General features: G+C 48.5%; 11 protein-coding genes. 7 read left to right on the top strand and 4 right to left on the bottom strand.

What is annotated here, in order from left to right:
* Positions 1-54 precede the first annotated feature (54 nt).
* From AB0L18_RS25895 to AB0L18_RS25875, 5 genes are all read left to right on the top strand, one after another.
* Complete coding sequence (locus AB0L18_RS25895; RefSeq protein ID WP_367390223.1) at positions 55-1,269, top strand: DUF4856 domain-containing protein; 1,215 nt, start codon at positions 55-57, stop codon at positions 1,267-1,269.
* Between the two features lie 80 nt (positions 1,270-1,349).
* Entirely contained in the window at positions 1,350-2,444 is a 1,095-nt protein-coding gene (locus AB0L18_RS25890) for an imelysin family protein (protein ID WP_367390222.1), read from the top strand.
* Entirely contained in the window at positions 2,434-3,840 is a 1,407-nt protein-coding gene (locus AB0L18_RS25885) for an HTTM domain-containing protein (protein ID WP_367390221.1), read from the top strand. Before AB0L18_RS25890 ends, AB0L18_RS25885 begins: the two co-directional genes overlap by 11 nt.
* Before the next feature lie 187 nt (positions 3,841-4,027).
* Positions 4,028-6,589 carry a TonB-dependent receptor gene (locus AB0L18_RS25880; protein WP_367390220.1) on the top strand — a complete coding sequence of 854 codons (2,562 nt, stop codon included), beginning with the start codon at positions 4,028-4,030 and terminating at the stop codon, positions 6,587-6,589.
* A 65-nt stretch (positions 6,590-6,654) separates the two neighbouring features.
* Entirely contained in the window at positions 6,655-6,801 is a 147-nt protein-coding gene (locus AB0L18_RS25875) for a hypothetical protein (protein ID WP_367390219.1), read from the top strand.
* 379 nt (positions 6,802-7,180) lie between these two features.
* Here the strand turns inward: AB0L18_RS25875 and groL are convergent, their stop codons facing one another.
* The 4 genes from groL to AB0L18_RS25855 all read right to left on the bottom strand — a co-directional run bounded on the left by groL (position 7,181) and on the right by AB0L18_RS25855 (position 11,408).
* The gene (gene groL / locus AB0L18_RS25870) at positions 7,181-8,824 is read right to left on the bottom strand and encodes a chaperonin GroEL (RefSeq protein WP_367390218.1); all 1,644 of its coding nucleotides are present in this window, start codon (positions 8,822-8,824) and stop codon (positions 7,181-7,183) included.
* A 113-nt stretch (positions 8,825-8,937) separates the two neighbouring features.
* Positions 8,938-9,201: a co-chaperone GroES gene (gene groES, locus AB0L18_RS25865; RefSeq protein WP_367390217.1), complete on the bottom strand. Its 264-nt coding sequence runs from the start codon at positions 9,199-9,201 to the stop codon at positions 8,938-8,940.
* A 364-nt stretch (positions 9,202-9,565) separates the two neighbouring features.
* The gene (gene secG / locus AB0L18_RS25860) at positions 9,566-9,820 is read right to left on the bottom strand and encodes a preprotein translocase subunit SecG (RefSeq protein WP_020534185.1); all 255 of its coding nucleotides are present in this window, start codon (positions 9,818-9,820) and stop codon (positions 9,566-9,568) included.
* Positions 9,821-9,824: 4 nt separating this feature from the next.
* The gene (locus AB0L18_RS25855; RefSeq protein ID WP_367390216.1) at positions 9,825-11,408 is read right to left on the bottom strand and encodes a hypothetical protein; all 1,584 of its coding nucleotides are present in this window, start codon (positions 11,406-11,408) and stop codon (positions 9,825-9,827) included.
* Positions 11,409-11,800: 392 nt separating this feature from the next.
* On the opposite strand from AB0L18_RS25855, the gene AB0L18_RS25850 reads away from it, so the two are divergent.
* Both AB0L18_RS25850 and AB0L18_RS25845 read left to right on the top strand, forming a co-directional pair.
* Complete coding sequence (locus AB0L18_RS25850; protein ID WP_367390215.1) at positions 11,801-12,406, top strand: toxin-antitoxin system YwqK family antitoxin; 606 nt, start codon at positions 11,801-11,803, stop codon at positions 12,404-12,406.
* A 241-nt stretch (positions 12,407-12,647) separates the two neighbouring features.
* The gene (locus tag AB0L18_RS25845; RefSeq protein WP_367390214.1) at positions 12,648-16,190 is read left to right on the top strand and encodes a hypothetical protein; all 3,543 of its coding nucleotides are present in this window, start codon (positions 12,648-12,650) and stop codon (positions 16,188-16,190) included.
* Positions 16,191-16,303: the final 113 nt, after the last annotated feature.

The raw sequence follows: 16,303 nt of genomic DNA, 5'->3' as shown, positions 1-16,303 counted from the left end.
TGGCATACTACATTTGCGTTGTTATTTAGATTTAGTTTAAATAAATACAACCAAATGAATTTTCGATTAATCACCCTGCTTTCTATATTGAGTATCACCAATTTTTTTGCCTGTGATGATGACGATGTACCAACCCCAATGATTGAGGTACCTACAACGTATAATTTTCAGCGCAATAACGTCTCTACGGTGGATTTTAGTGGGCAAACGACCCGACTCCTGATGGGAGAGGAGTTGGTGGATGGCTTGTTGAGCTTTTCTGCTACCGAGCAAGACTTGCTCGCCATGTTTGCCAACCCTGATGGTGCCACCCCTTTTGCAAATCCAGAGCTTAATGCTTCCACGAAAAGTATTCGTTCCAAGGTTGCAGCCTCTAAGGATTATTTTGCTACCAATACGGTAGGTTCAGCGGCGATTCGCCAAGCTTTTGACCAGTGGATCAGTGCCCAGGTTAACGAGGTTTTTCCAGCCAGCCAGCAATTAGCTACTCCTGGTACCCCTGGGCAAATTGCTGATGGAAACAGTACTAGGTACGTCAATGCGCAAGGTTTGGAGTATGATCAGATGGTAAACAAAGGGCTGATTGGTGCCCTGGTCGTCGATCAAATGTTGAACAACTATCTTAGTACCACGGTGCTAGACGAAGCAAGCAACCGAGAAGACAATGATGATGGTGTCACCGAGGAAGGCGAGGCTTATACAAGCATGGAACACAAGTGGGACGAAGCTTACGGTTATCTCTACGGTTTGTCGGTCAACCCTGCTGAGCCCAACCTGACGATTGGTGCTGACGATAGTTTTTTGAATAAATACGTTGGCCGCATGGAAGGTGACCCTGATTTCCAGGGAATCTCTGCTGACCTTTTTGCAGCTTTTACAAAGGGCCGCGCGGCAATCGTCGCAGGAGAATATGGTATTCGTGATGAGCAGGCAGACATCATCAGGGAAAAAATTTCAGAGATCATAGGGGTACGCGTTGTCTATTATTTGCAACAGGCCAAGTTTGTATTAGCCAATACTCCCGTTGCTTATGGTACTGTTTTTCACGACTTGTCAGAAGCTTATGGTTTTATTTACAGCCTTCAGTTTACCCGTCGGCCAGGTACGGATGCGCCTTATTTTTCAGCCAGTGAGGTAGATGCTTTTCTAGCGGATTTGCTGGATGATGGCCCCAATGGCCTGTGGGATGTTCGTGCGGAAACGTTGCAGACGATGTCGGAAGAAATTGCGGCTGCTTTTAAATTTACCGTTGCCCAAGCGGCAGAGTAACCCTTGCTGCGTCCGTTATAAAGTCCGTCAAGGCAGGATTTGTGAATTCTACCTTGACGGACAATAAAACTAGTAAACAAATGAAGAAGCTTTTATTACTCTTATTGGTGGTCAATTTATTTGCCTGTGGGGAGGAGGAAAACCCTCAACCTACCGACAATTTCGACCGCCAGGCGATGTTGAGTCACTGGACGGACCAGATCATCATTCCTGCTTATACCGCTTTTGCGGAAAAGACCACCGACTTACAGGAGGCTACTGATGTGTTTATTGGAGTACCTACGGAAGTTCATTTGTTGAACCTACGCACTGCCTGGGAAGCAGCTTACCTGGGCTGGCAAGCAGTTGCCATGTTTGAAATCGGTAAAGCCGAAGAACTACTTCTGACCAATAACCTGAACATTTACCCCGTAGATGTGATGGCTTTGGAAGCAAATATTTCCACGGGTACTTACAATCTGGAGCTGCCTTCTACCAATGACCAGCAGGGTTTTCCTGCTCTGGATTACCTGCTCTATGGGGTGAGTTCAACACCCGCGGAGGTGGTTGCTATTTACGCAACCAACGAAAACTATCGCAATTACCTACAGGCTGTAGTTAACCGTATTAATGGCCTAGCGCAAGTAGTACTTAATGATTGGACAAGTCGCTACCGTGATGAGTTTGTGGCCAGTAGTGGAAACTCTGCCACGGCTTCGGTAGATCGCTTTGTGAATGACTACATCTTCTATTACGAAAAGCACTTGCGTGCCGGTAAAGTAGGAATTCCAGCGGGCGTTTTTTCTGGCGCTCCCCTTGAGAATACGGTGGAGGCTTACTATCGAAGAGATTTCTCCAAGACGCTGTTATTGGCTAGCTTAGATGCCGTTCAAGATTTTTTCAATGGCAAATCTTTTGCTGGCACAAATACAGGGCCTAGTCTTGCAGCCTATCTTACAGATTTGAACGCGGAGAAAAATGGCGTTCCCTTAGCGGATGTCATTAACGAACAATTCAACACTGCTCGACAGCAAGCAAGCACCCTGGCGGATGACTTTACGGAGCAAATTGCCATGGATAATACTGCTATGCTGGCCACTTACGATCAGCTGCAGATCAACGTGATCAACCTTAAAGTCGACATGCTGCAAAAGCTGAACATTAACGTAGATTATGTCGATGCGGATGGCGATTAACGAAAAGCTATCAGCCTATTTTCAATCCACTACCAGTGCTGCTCCATTGGCGGTCTTTCGGATTTTTTTTGGCATCCTGATGCTGATCAGTCTGATCCGCTTTGCTGCACTTGGGTGGATTGAAAAGCTGTACCTGGAACCTTCGTTTCATTTTACGTTTTATGGTTTTGATTGGGTCAGGCCATTGGGCGGGTACACTTACCTGCTCTTTGTGCTTTGTGGGCTGGCCGCTCTTCTGATCACACTTGGGTACCGTTACCGACTGGCCGTTGCGGTCTTTTTCTGTACGTTTACCTACATCGAATTGATGGACAAAACGACCTATCTCAACCATTACTACTTCGTTAGTGTGCTGAGTTTTTTGTTGTTTTTCCTGCCCGCTGCCGCGTATTACTCCTTGGATGCGCGCCAAAAATCGGAGCCATTGGTGCCACGTTGGGCCATTGATGCGGTGAAACTCCTGCTGACCATCGTTTATTTTTACGCAGGCCTGGCGAAGCTCAATTCCGATTGGCTTTTGGAGGCAAAACCGCTGAGCATCTGGCTGGCTACCAAGGAGAGTATTCCGCTGATTGGGCCCCTGTTAAAGGAAACCTGGGTGGCTTATGCCCTCAGTTGGTCGGGTGCTTTGTACGATCTCTTTATTCCTTTTCTACTGTGGTATCGACCTACCAGGGGATTTGCCTTTGTAGCGGTGGTCGTTTTTCATTTGCTTACGCGAATCCTCTTTCCCATCGGCATGTTTCCTTACATCATGATTGTGAGTACGTTGATCTTTTTTGAACCAGCAGTGCACGAAAAAATATTGAAAGCAATCAGTAGGCTAGGGGAGAGGCTGGCATTAAAGCCGCTTATTTCTAAAGTCCCTCTACCCTCTACTCAAAGCGGCGATGCAATCGTCACGCATCCTTCTACCCCTAAACCCTGGCGGAATAAATTGACCCTCGGCATCCTTACGTGCTTCTTCGCGCTACAGTTATTATTGCCTTTTCGATACCTTATGTACCCCGGCGAGTTGTTTTGGACGGAGCAGGGCTTTCGCTTCTCCTGGCGGGTGATGCTGATGGAAAAGGCGGGTTACGCCCAATTCAAGATTGTGGAAAAAGCATCCGGCCGCCAATTCTACGTAGATAACAGCGAGTTTCTCAACCCCTTTCAGGAAAAACAAATGGCTTTTCAGCCGGATTTTATTCTGGAATATGCGCATTACCTGGCGGAGGTTTATCGGGATAGAGGTGTGAAAAACCCGCAAGTGTACGTGGAGAGTTATGTTGCCCTCAATGGTAGAGGAAGTCAACCTTTCGTTGATCCTGACGTTGATTTGGCGCAGGTCGAAATTTCTTTAAAGCACAAAAACTGGCTCTTGCCTTTTCGCGATGAGATCAAAGGAATATAAGTCTTTGGTAGAAGGCATAGGGATTTTATACAAGCCTAAGCGACGGAACAAAATCTGCCTACCTGCGGTATGCAGGCTGGAATGGAATCAGTTATTTTCGTCAACTCTGAGAAGGTACGACAACTCCGAGGAACGAAGTGACGATCACCGAAGGTCATCAGCGAAGCTAAATTACTAAGATCGTTTTATGAAATTATTAATGACTGGTCTGGGCGGAGAAAGGATAGGGGAGGAATGCAATGCTTACTTCCTACCTTCTAATGCTTATCCTCAGCACCTACTTCTTTTGATCTTGTTTATTGCTTGTCTTTGGGGGGGCAACCTGCAAGCGCAACACACCTTCAGTGGCCACGTACTTGACGCGGCTACCAGCGAACCCATCCCCGGCGTAGAAGTATTTCTTCCGGGCATCAGCAGAACCGCCTTGACGGATCGTAAGGGGGCTTTTTCGATTACGGAACTCCCTAATGATACTTATACCGTCTACCTTTTTCTGGAGGGGTACAATACGATTGAGGAAGAATTGGTGATCAAAGGCCAGGATGTTGAACAAGATTTTCGCTTGACGGACTTGCAAGTACAACTCTCGGCCGTTGTGGTGCGCGAAGAGCAGGAGCGCATCTACGCCCTCAAACGCTTGCGGGCCGTGGAAGGAACGGCCATATACGCGGGTAAAAAGACCGAAGTGATTTTGCTAGATCAACTGACCGTCAACGCCGCAGCCAACAACGCTCGCCAAATCTATGCTCAAGTCAGCGGCCTCAATATCCAGGAAGCCAATGATGCCGGGCTGCAACTCAATATCGGCGGGCGTGGCCTTGACCCCAATCGCTCTGCCAGCTTCAACACCCGCCAGAATGGCTACGATATAAGCGCCGATGTGCTAGGCTACCCCGAAAGCTACTACACGCCACCAGCGGAGGCCCTGCGGGAGATTCAAATCATTCGCGGTGCGGCTTCTTTACAGTACGGTACCCAGTTTGGCGGCTTGGTGAATTTTGTTTTTAAAAAACCATCGCCCGAAAAAATCGCACTGACCAGCCGCCAAACGCTCGGTTCCTTTGGCCTGCGGACGACTTTCAATAGCTTGTCGGGTACCTTGGGGAAGTTCAGTTATTACACCTTCTACAATTACAAACAAGGAGACGGCTTTCGGCCTAATGCTGATTTCAAATCCCACAATTTTTACGCACACTTCGGGTATCAACTGACGCCCGCTACCAAGTTGGCCGCTGAAGTGACGTACCTTGATTATGTAGCCCATCAGGCGGGAGGCTTGACGGATGCTCAGTTTTACCGCGATCCGAGCTACAGTAACCGTACCCGCAATTGGTTTGCTGTCGATTGGTTGTTGTATGCCTTACGGCTGGACCACAAGTTTTCGGTGAATACGGATGTATCCGTGCAGTTTTTTGGTTTGGACGCCAGCCGTAAAGCGGTAGGCTTCCGTACCAATCGGGTGAGCCAGGTAGATGATCTGGAAGCCCCGAGAGATTTGCTAATTGGAGACTTCAATAATTGGGGCGTAGAAACCCGCTTATTGAACCGCTATAAAATTGGCCGCCATGATGCTGTTTTTCTGATTGGCAATAAGTATTACCATTCCACCAACGAAGCTTTCCAAGGCCCTGGCACCAATGGTACGGATGCGGATTTCAGGCCGGCTTTGGCGCAATTTCCTACCTACGATGCGCAGTCGGACTTCACCTTCCCCAACCGTAACCTGGCATTCTTTATCGAAAATATCTTCTACCTCCGTGACAATTTGTCACTGACCCCCGGCTTGCGTTACGAATACATCCGAACTCGTAGCGACGGTGGTTTCCGGGCCATTGATCGCGACCTGGCGGGCAATCCCATTCGTGATCAGTACTTCGAAGACAATCGCGATTTTGCGCGCAATATCTTCCTCGCAGGTTTGGGACTCAGCTTTAAACCAGCACCCAACACAGAGTGGTACCTCAATTTTTCCCAGAACTTCCGCTCCGTCACCTTCTCCGATATTCGGGTGGTCAACCCCTCCGATCAGGTAGATCCCAACATCAGCGATGAGCGTGGCTTTACAGCCGACATGGGTTGGCGCGGCCGCTTGGATAAAGTGACTTTTGAAGTCGGCGGCTTTGGCCTCTTGTATGATGATCGCCTGGGTGAAGTACTGCGCCCACGCACACGCGTAACTGCCGAGGGGGTAACCATTGAAGTACCAGGTCCCCCGGTACGCTGGCGCGGCAATATCGGCCAAGCTTTCATTTTTGGTTTAGAGGGCTTGCTGGATTGGAACCTACTGGGCACTTTTTCGCAAAAAGAGCAGTCAGAGATGCAGCTCAACTACTTCATCAATTTAGCCCTTACGCACTCCGAGTATTTCGCTTCCGAAATTCCCAACGTAGCCGGCAAGCGGGTAGAGTTTATGCCCGCTGTCAATGTAAAGACCGGCCTGCGCTTTGGCTACAAAAACCTGCTGGGGTCGATCCAATATACCTACCTCTCTGAGCAGTATACCGATGCCACCAACGCCCCCCAAAACAAGCAGGATAACCTCAGCGGCATCATCGGCTCTGTACCCGCATATAGTATCCTGGATTTGAGCCTATCGTATCGTTTCCTCAAATGGCTAAAAGTAGAAGCCAACGTCAACAACTTGCTGGATAACAGTTACTTCACCCGGCGGACTACGGGTTACCCAGGGCCGGGAATTATTCCCTCCGCACCACGGAGTTTTGGTGGTACTTTGGTGATGGAGTTTTGATAATGTGATCCAGGTTACTGTTTGAGGTGGTTTTCTTCCCGAGCTTTGTTCAAAACAACTGCTTTATGGGAGAGAGTAACACTTTATTATATGTGATCGCATTTGTCGTTATCCTTCACATCGTGGCGGGTATTGGTTTTTTGATCTATAAGATCAGTACTGCTCCTACCGTTGATCGCACGCTAGAGGAGGAGGAAGGCAACTTGGAGTAGGCGTTGGGCGTGAAGTATTAACGTGCCATTCGTATATACCCGGCACTAAGTGGTCTGGGAATATTATCGCAACGTCATTTTTTGCTCTGCCAAGGCGAAAAACGTAGGCGAAGCCTAAGCTTCGGCGAGGCTTTTTAACGCAGTCAGAGCAAAAAAGGACAAGTGAGAATGTCCCAGACCACTTAGTAACGGGTATAAATACATTCATGCATGTTTGGACGCCACTAGAGGCCTCACCAACCCTTACACCATAAAACTTTTACACCCTTACACCTATAAAAAAGCCCTCCGTACTTTTGGTGCGGGGGGCTTTTTTTTAAGCTATACAGACGCGATGCATCGCATCTCCACGACACATTTTGCGTCTTTACGGCAAGATTTACATCATGCCGCCCATGCCACCCATGCCGCCGGGCATACCACCAGGCATACCTGAACCTTCGGGCTCGGGCTTGTCGTTGATGACACATTCGGTGGTCAATACCATACCAGAGATCGAAGCAGCATTCTCCAGGGCAATGCGCGTCACTTTGGTAGGATCAATGACACCAGCTTTCTTGAGGTCTTCGAAAACGTCGGTGCGAGCGTTGTAGCCATAGGCTCCTTTGCCCGTCATCACGTTTTGTAGGATCACACTGCCTTCTACACCTGCATTGTCAGCAATGGTGCGTAGTGGTGATTCCAGTGCTTTGCGAACGATGTTGATACCGATCGTCTGATCTTCGTTATCGCCTTTCATGCCTTCAAGGGCAGCAATAGCACGTACCAGTGCTACACCACCACCGGCTACGATACCTTCTTCTACCGCTGCGCGGGTAGCGTGGAGGGCATCATCAACGCGGTCTTTCTTCTCTTTCATCTCTACTTCGGTAGGCGCGCCTACGTACAGTACAGCTACTCCGCCAGACAATTTAGCCAGACGCTCCTGGAGCTTCTCGCGGTCGTAGTCAGAAGTGGTAGATTCGATCTGCGCCTTGATCTGGTTGATCCGGGCTGTAATCTGATCTTCTTTACCAGCACCGTCTACGATAGTGGTGTTGTCTTTGTCAACCGTGATTTTCTCGGCCTGACCCAAGTGAGCCAGCTCTACGCTGTCGAGCTTGTAGCCTTTCTCTTCGCTGATCACAGTACCACCTGTCAGTACGGCAATATCTTCCAGCATCGCTTTGCGGCGATCACCAAAACCAGGAGCCTTCACGGCAACGATCTTCAACTGTGCACGCAGGCGGTTGACCACCAATACGCCCAGTGCCTGGCTTTCGATATCTTCGGCAATGATCAATAACGGACGACCAGCCTGAACTACTTTTTCCAACACAGGAACGATGTCCTGCATATTGCTGATCTTCTTGTCGTGAATCAGGATGTAAGGATTATCGTATTCCGTTACCATGTTTTCGGCATCGGTCACGAAATAAGGAGACAAGTAGCCGCGGTCAAACTGCATACCCAGTACTTCCTCCACGTAGGTGTCGGTACCTTTGGCTTCTTCTACCGTGATCACACCATCTTTGCTCACGCGCTTCATGGCGTCGGCGATGAGAGAGCCGATTTCATTGTCGTTGTTGGCCGAGATCGAACCTACTTGCTGAATTTTTTCAAAGTCGTCACCAATCACTTCACTTTGCTTCCTGAGGTCAGCGATTACTTCTTTGACGGCCTTGTCGATACCACGCTTGAGGTCCATGGGGTTGGCACCAGCAGTAACGTTTTTCAAACCAGCAGCGATCATAGCTTGCGCCAAAACGGTAGCAGTAGTGGTACCGTCACCCGCAATGTCAGCAGTTTTGCTAGCCACTTCTTTTACCATCTGGGCGCCCATGTTGGCTACCGCGTCTTCCAGTTCAATTTCTTTGGCAACCGTAACACCATCCTTGGTCACCTGTGGTGCACCAAAGCTTTTTTGGATAACCACGTTGCGGCCTTTCGGTCCGAGCGTTACTTTAACGGCGTTAGCCAGGGCATCTACACCATTGCGTAGTTTCTCCCGGGCGTCTCTGTTGAAGCTAATTTCCTTAGCCATATTTATAGTTCGTTTTTAAGTTTTTTGGAAAAATCTGAGAAGGAGGAAAGGAATCAGAAGATCAAATATCCTTTGCCAAACTTCTCGAAGTTTGATGTGAGCGTTGTTAAGAGCTACAGAATGATCAGGACGTCGTCTTCGCGCATGATGAGGTAGTCCTCTCCTTCGAAGTTGATTTCCTGGCCAGCGTATTTGCCGTAAAGTACGACATCGCCGACTTGTACTGTCATTAAGTTGCCGTCCTTACCAGGACCAACTGCTACAACCTCGCCGCGCTGTGGCTTTTCCTTGGCTGTATCCGGAATAATGATACCACCCTTCGTGGTTTCTTCCGCCGTAGCCGGCTTGATCACTACTCGGTCGTTGATGGGCTTCATAAATGAATAAGTTTGATTATCAATTGAATTAATGAATTACATGGAAAGTTGCCAGTCTGGCAACATTGGTCTATTAGCATAATACGTGCCAAAGGCAACCAAGCTGACAAAGCGACAGGTTGTCAGCAAATGCGGCAGAGCATCCGCCCAAAATCAAAAGTAGCAGGTGAATTTTTGACAGGGTTGTTTTGTCAGTGGGGCGTTTTTTTGGGCGCTCCCCTGTGGGACAGGCTATCCGCTCTTTCCGCTCCGTAGGATTGGGTTTCAAACCCGATCCTATGGAGCGACCGATCCTATGCTCGGTACCACAAAAAAAGCCTGACCGAAAACTCGGTCAGGCTTTTTTAAGCTAGTGTGCTCTTTTTTAGAGGCCCATCGCATCAGTGGCAGAGCTATCTGCTACCAATGAAGTGATAATGCACAGCGCGAACAGTGCAATGGCCAAGTACCAGGTAACCTTTTCGATAAAGTCCGTAGACTTCGCAGCACCGAATACTTGGTTAGCTGAACTACCACCGAAAGTAGAATCAATTCCACCTCCTTTGGGGTTTTGAATGAGAACGGCTCCCATCAGCAACAAGCATACCAGAGCGGTCAGAATTGTCAAGCCGGTGATCATATTATTATTGTTTTAGTTTCAGTTCTTCAATTGTGGCCGCAAAGTAACGGCTTTTTTCTGGATATAACAAGCTTAATCGCTCATAGATTTTTATGGCTTTGCGGTATTGCCCCTGCCGCGTCAGCAGTTTGGCCAGTGTTTCCGAAGCGAGGTTGGCTTGATCCTGCACACTTTGTTTTGCCATCTCCTTGGCTTTTAACGGATTTTCCTCGTCCGCAGTACTACGTACAGAGCGCTGGCGAAGCCTTTCCCAACGGCTTGCTGTTTCCTTGCGCTGGCGCTGGCTTTGCCAACTGGCAAAATTCTCCTTCGCTTTTGGCACCAAAGGAGTACCTACTAACAACGACCCACTGATGAGGGTCTGGAGTAAGGACGCAGGTATTTCAAAGTCGGATCCCGAGGCATCGGGAGGAATTCGGAATTCGGAAGTATTTGGTTTACCTAGTGGCGTACTTTCCTCTAGGTCTTCGTGTGTCTCGTTACTTCCTCCCGATAGCTCGGGATCCGCCTTCTGACTTCCGACTTCAAAATCGGAATTGTCAGCTTCTGCTAGAGGCGAGATTTCCTCCTGTGCAGAATCGTTACTCCCAACAATGAATTCGATTACCTGCTCCTCCTGGTCTTCGTGTGTCTCGTTACTTCCGACTTCCGACTTCTGACTTCCGACTTCAAAATCGGAATTATTAGGTTTTGCTAGAGGCGAGTTTTCTTCCTGTGCAGAATCGTTACTCCCAACAATGAATTCGATTACCTGCTCCTCCTGGTCTTCGTGTGTCTCGTCACTTCCGACTTCTGACTTCTGACTTCCGACTTCAAAATCGGAATTGTCAGGTTCTGGCAGAGACGAGTTTTCGTCTAGTCCTTCTGAAGCGGCACCAACAATAAATTCGGTAACCCGCTCCTCTTGCTCTTCGTGTGTCTCGTCACTTCCGACTTCCGACTTCTGACTTCCGACTTCAAAATCGGAATTGTCAGGTTCTGGCAGAGACGAGTTTTCGTCTAGTCCTTCTGAAGCGGCACCAACAATAAATTCGGTAACCCGCTCTTCCTGGTCTTCGTATGTCTCGTTACTTCCTCCCGATAGCTCGGGATCCGACTTCTGACCTCCGACTTCAAAATCAGATCCCGAGCTATCGGGAGGAATTCGGAATTCGGAAATATTTGGTTTACCTAGTGGCGAACTTTCCTCTAGGTCTTCGCGCATCTCATTACTTCCGACTTCCGACTTCTGACCTCCGACTTCAAACACGTCTTCCTCTCGCCGTACAGGTACTTTCTCTGGACTAACAAGCTGCGTAAGGTCTTTGAGTTCGAGGCGCTCCTCAGGTTCTGTGTCCAATTCGAGTAATTGGGGAAGTTTTTCGTGGATAAAAGTGTAGAGGTGTTCCCGATCAAAGGTATGAGCGGCTAAATTGTGGAGGTATTGCTCAAATTTGGGATCTTTTTCGATCCTGCTTTTTAGAAGTAGCAACTGGCGGAGGTTGGCAGAATAAGGGTATTCCTCTACCAGGTTTTTTATTTCCTGATACGGTAGTTGGTACAGTTTAGCTGGCTGTGCCAGGTATTCCATGAAATTTTCTGCGTTCATTCCTGCTGTTGTACGGCCTGATCAGTTCTAAGTGACGGAACAAAAATAACTTATTCCATTTTTGATTCGCTAAAATTTTCTAAGCAAGCAACTAAAAGGAGCTTGTGTGAAAATATTCGCGAATCGTTGGAAAAAATGGAATCAGTTATTTCCGTCATATTACTAAGTTGCAAATGTTGCCGGGGATCAAAAATAGACCTTATTGCGAAAATTAGCAAATTCAGCAGGAAGACCCTTACATTTACGGCTCTTTTTAAAATCAAAAATTACCCTTCTCTGGAAATTTTTGTGGTCAAGCTAAAGTGAAAATCTTAAGCGACTGGTAAGGAGCGTGATTTTTACTTTCGATTGACCTGAAACACAAAAATTTCCAGAGATACAAAATTATTGTGATGAGAACGTTTTTTTCTTTAGTACTGGCGTTGGCCTTGTTATGGAGCTGTGAGAACAATGCTTCACCGGGACCTGCTGCTGCGACCGAAGCCTCTTCTATTTCGATTGGTAATTATGAAATAACACCAATTCCTGGCACCAGTGCCTCCATGGCCAAGCTATTGACGCCCGATGGGAAAATTATGGAAGCCGGCCCCATGATCAATGGTAAAAAGAACGGTACCTGGGCATATTACAGCGCAGAGGGTAGTTTCCCCGTAAAAGTGATCAGTTTTGTTGAAGACCTTTACACCGGCGTGTACATGGAATTCAACGAACGCGGGCAGGCAGAGTTGATGGCTACCTATAAGAACAATAAGCTGGATGGCCCTTGGGGTAAATATCGCTTTGGCCGCGAGGAAATGACCGCCAATTACAAGGACGGTGAGCTGGATGGCGTGCTGCGCGAATACGATTACCGCGATGGTAAACTGAAAAAGGAAGCTTCCTACAAAGCGGGCCAACTAGATGGTCTTGTACGCGACTATGATCCCGAAGGTAATATCATGGTGGAATACATGTACCGCAATGGAGAGAAAATCAGCGGTGGCGTGGTGAATAAGTAAGTTTTCCTTGATCTGGCCTTCTAGGGCAAATGCATGAATTTGCCCCAGAAGGCCAGATATGTCCCTTGTGACCTGCATGCACTCACGCGACTTTTTCTTTTCCGACAAAAGCCCGGGAATAGTTGTCCATTTAAATTCCCCTCTCTATTTTTGACAGTCAGCCAAAAAACTGACAACTCACCGCATTTGTACCTTCAAGACTATGATCGAGACCTCTAGGGCTAACCTATATTTGAACTGGATGACACTGGTTGAAGACACTGATTTGGCCTACAACTGGTTGAAGTCACTGTTGACTACTGGTGCCGCAGAAATTATTCTTCAACCGCGCTTTGACCAGGAGAAAAAGCTTTGGCATTTTTTCAATGAACAACGCGCTGCACAGCGCCTGGAAGGCCGTCAGGTCTTGTATTTTACTTACCCCTATCTATTGCGCAAGGAAGCTGGGCAATTAAACAGAATTCCCCTCTTACGCTGGCCTTGTATCCTGGAGCCGCCCGTCAATAACCGCCCTCATTGGGTGCTGAAAACCTACGTGGGGACAGCAGGAGAATCCAATGGAAAAGTAGTTGCCGCATTAAGTACTACCGCGCCCAACGACTGGGAAAAGCTCTTGGAAGCAGCCCTGCAGCCTTCCACGGAAGCGCTACAACAATTGGGGCTGTTTGCGCAAGCACTTGCCGAAAAAACGGAATATTGTTCTTCCAGTTGGCAGCCCGCATTGGCGCAAATGCCTCAAATAGAAATAGATCCGGAAGGGGCGGGAGAGCTTTGGTGGTCGGCCCGACTAGTGGTGGATACCAGCCACTGGCGCAACAATGGAGATTTGCCCGTACATTTCCATGAGCCGTTTACCCACGAAGAATCGGCGATTGGCAATTTGGCATTATCGCGTTTAGCACCTGCACAGTATTATTTTTTCAAGCAAGTTTTGGGCCAAAGGTACGCACTAGCGGAAGGTAACCCGGAGAGTGGCCTGAGCTCCATTAGTGCCGAACTGCTGAAGCTAAGCCTAGCACAGGGTAAGTCTTGCTTGATCGTTTCCCGAAAAAAAGCCAATCTGGAAGCCCTTTATCAACAACTTGATAAAATCACGGCTTTAAACGGTTATGGTTTGCTTTGGCAAGACCCGTTGCTGGACTTACCCATTCTCAAGGGCTTGATTGCTTCTTTTGATAAAAACAAAACAACGCCCGCTACTTACGACCCCCTGCGTTGGCGAACCACTCTGAGTCGGTGCAATCGCCTCCAGCGTCAGTACGATGCCTGGTACGAAGCTTCCAGGAAAAAAATCTTTGGTGACAAATCCTGGTCTGACCTTCTCGGGTTTTACCTTTACTATGCCCGGGCAGAAGGCAAGGAGCTGTTGGCAAGCCAGTTAAATGCTTCTCAGTACAGTTTTACTCCTCGCGAATACCAGGAAATCAGCAAGGCCCTGCTCGCTACCAAGCCACTCTACGAAGCCATAGGTACCTTGCACCATCCGCTGAGCAACCTCAGTGCAGCGATTTTTATTCACCAGGATTTGAGGGAGAGCCAGGAGTTTATTGCGACCACAAGTCAAAAGTTGTTGGCCCAGGCGCGTAAGTTACACCAGCGTTATGTACGCATCCAGAGCCAGTATGCGGATCAATTGGCTGGCTTCCACGAGCAGCGTTACCTACAGTTGAGGAACCTCTTCGAGCGGCTTGAACAACGCCTGGAAGACAGCCACAATGCCTTCGGCGCAGATACGCTCCGCTCAGGCGATCGGACTTTGAAAATCTATGGCCGCTTTTCCAACAAGTACCAAAAAGCACTTGAAGAGAAAAATGCTTTGCAAGCCGATTATGAGGCGCTGAAAGATTTGCATACCCAGTTAGATCCATTTCCTTTTGATTGGCCTAAACAGAAACCACGTCAGCTTTTGGATAAGCTGGCTCCCTTGCTGATCTCGTTTCGGGAGACCTTGGACAACTGGCGCAATTATCTCTTTCAGGGGATTCAGGAGGAGATGGTTCGCCTGAACTTTAAAACAGCTATTGCTGATTTAGATGCTTCTTCCGGGATTGAGTTGCTTGAGCGCGACCTCGAAGTCTTTATCGACGAAGTCAATGCCAGTGGATTGTACCAGCTTCCGCTACAATCAAAAACCTTGACCCTGCCTCGTCAGCAAAAGAACCTCGAAGAAATCATCGACCAATTGGAAAGGAGCCAGGAAGGGCTCTTGCAATACGAAGGGTTCTATAATTGGCAACGCAACTGGTTTTCCTTGTCTGAAATCAGTCGTAAAACCATCCAGGCCATTCTCCGATCTCGACCCAAAGATTGGGAGGCATCCTTCTCAAGTTGGTATTTTAATGAAGGGCTCCAAAAGCACTATACACCCTTCTCGCCGCTGGGGTCGGCAGCTAAAGAAAAGTACATCCAGGAAGTGGAGCAGTTGAGGGCACAGCTACCCGGTTTTATCCAGTACGAGTGGACCAATCGCAGAAATAAAGCACAGCAGCAACTTAAATCTGCACTAAAAACCTGGCCCGAAAGCCTAGGGGTTTTGATGCAGGAATACGGAGAACAATTCGTCAATGCTTACCCCATCAGCTTTGCCAACCCGGAAGTAGCAGCCGAACTGGTGCCTTATTATGATTTGGTTGTTTTAGAAAAAGCTCAGGATTTGAGCCGCTCCGAAGCGGAGACCCTGTTGAGTCGCGCCAAGCAATTGGCGGTAGTTGCGGATACCAATCAGTTGACTCTTTCGGAACAAGGGGTAGTAACGTACCTTAAGCAAGGTAATATTCCCACCGTTTTTTGTGCAGATGATCGGGTGCCAAATCTTGCCGAAAAATGGAGCAGTCGCCAACCGCAGGTGTTTTTTCATCAGGTAGATGGCCGCTTTTCCGAGCAAGACCAAATCAATGAGGTAGAAGCCCAGGAAGTGCTAAAATTGCTGAACGCCATCGAAAAGCAAGGCTTGAAAACCTTCCCGAGGGTCGGTATTATCACCCTCACTGCTACCCAACGCGACCTGGTACAACAGCTGCTGTTTCGCATCAAAAAGGAACGTAGTCCTGGAGCGGAATTAGTACAACAACTGGAACGCAACGGCCTCACGGTACTCCAGGCAGCGGATGCGATGTCTCAGCAATTCGAGGTGATCATTTATACCCCGGTTTATGGCCCTGTTGACTACAAAGGGCATTTGTCGTCCCTGTTGCCTCGCCTGAATCAAGGGCGGGAACTTGCCAGTCTGGAGGTTTTACAACAAGTATTTTCTCAGGCTCAAACCATTCATGTGCTCAACTCGCTGCCGCTGGATGAAATAGCCGTTCGGCAATCTTGGTCGGATCGCCCCGGCGAGCAACTGCAAACCCTGATGATCGGTCTGGCCCACGCAGTGAGTACCCAAGATTACGGGGAGATCGATCGCTTACGCCAACAATGGCCCATTTCCATTCCTCAGCAGCCCGCCTCAGATTCGCTGGCCCGTGAATTGACCTATCGCCTCAAAGCACAATTGCCCGGATGGGAATGGCGCTTCACCAGGGTGAGAGGTATCGAGGTGAAAGTATTGTTAGCCACAGCCCCCACGGGCGATGAAATTATCCTCCTGACGGATGGCTTTATCGCCCAAGGTACGGTCACGACCATCGATTGGGAAAACTGGCAAAAGGATCGCTTACGCCTTTCTGGCTATCGCCTGTTGAGTTTCAGCTCCGAAGAGTTATGGAAAAATCCAGGACTCACCTGCCACCGTCTGGCCAGTCAATTGGCTGGACTGGCGACTAGTGGAGAGGAAGAGGAATAGGTGATTGAAGTCGGTTCCGATAGCTATCGGAAGGAAGTCAGAAGTAATGGAATACACGAAGACCCAGAGGGCGTCGGTTGCACCTACGTCGCTGGAAAATTTTGCCACCATCC

The organism is Lewinella sp. LCG006 (genome assembly GCF_040784935.1).
In the GTDB taxonomy this organism is placed as follows: domain Bacteria; phylum Bacteroidota; class Bacteroidia; order Chitinophagales; family Saprospiraceae; genus Lewinella.
The sequence above is the reverse complement of the archived record's forward strand: the minus strand, read 5'-3'. Positions and strand labels throughout refer to the sequence as shown.

Coding starts and splice junctions, on each gene's coding strand:
- AB0L18_RS25880 (WP_367390220.1), top strand. CDS start 4,028: ATGAAATTATTAATGACTGGTCTGGGCGGAGAAAGGATAGGGGAGGAA.
- groL (WP_367390218.1), bottom strand. CDS start 8,824: ATGGCTAAGGAAATTAGCTTCAACAGAGACGCCCGGGAGAAACTACGC.
- AB0L18_RS25890 (WP_367390222.1), top strand. CDS start 1,350: ATGAAGAAGCTTTTATTACTCTTATTGGTGGTCAATTTATTTGCCTGT.
- secG (WP_020534185.1), bottom strand. CDS start 9,820: ATGATCACCGGCTTGACAATTCTGACCGCTCTGGTATGCTTGTTGCTG.
- AB0L18_RS25855 (WP_367390216.1), bottom strand. CDS start 11,408: ATGAACGCAGAAAATTTCATGGAATACCTGGCACAGCCAGCTAAACTG.
- groES (WP_367390217.1), bottom strand. CDS start 9,201: ATGAAGCCCATCAACGACCGAGTAGTGATCAAGCCGGCTACGGCGGAA.
- AB0L18_RS25895 (WP_367390223.1), top strand. CDS start 55: ATGAATTTTCGATTAATCACCCTGCTTTCTATATTGAGTATCACCAAT.
- AB0L18_RS25885 (WP_367390221.1), top strand. CDS start 2,434: ATGGCGATTAACGAAAAGCTATCAGCCTATTTTCAATCCACTACCAGT.
- AB0L18_RS25850 (WP_367390215.1), top strand. CDS start 11,801: ATGAGAACGTTTTTTTCTTTAGTACTGGCGTTGGCCTTGTTATGGAGC.
- AB0L18_RS25845 (WP_367390214.1), top strand. CDS start 12,648: ATGACACTGGTTGAAGACACTGATTTGGCCTACAACTGGTTGAAGTCA.
- AB0L18_RS25875 (WP_367390219.1), top strand. CDS start 6,655: ATGGGAGAGAGTAACACTTTATTATATGTGATCGCATTTGTCGTTATC.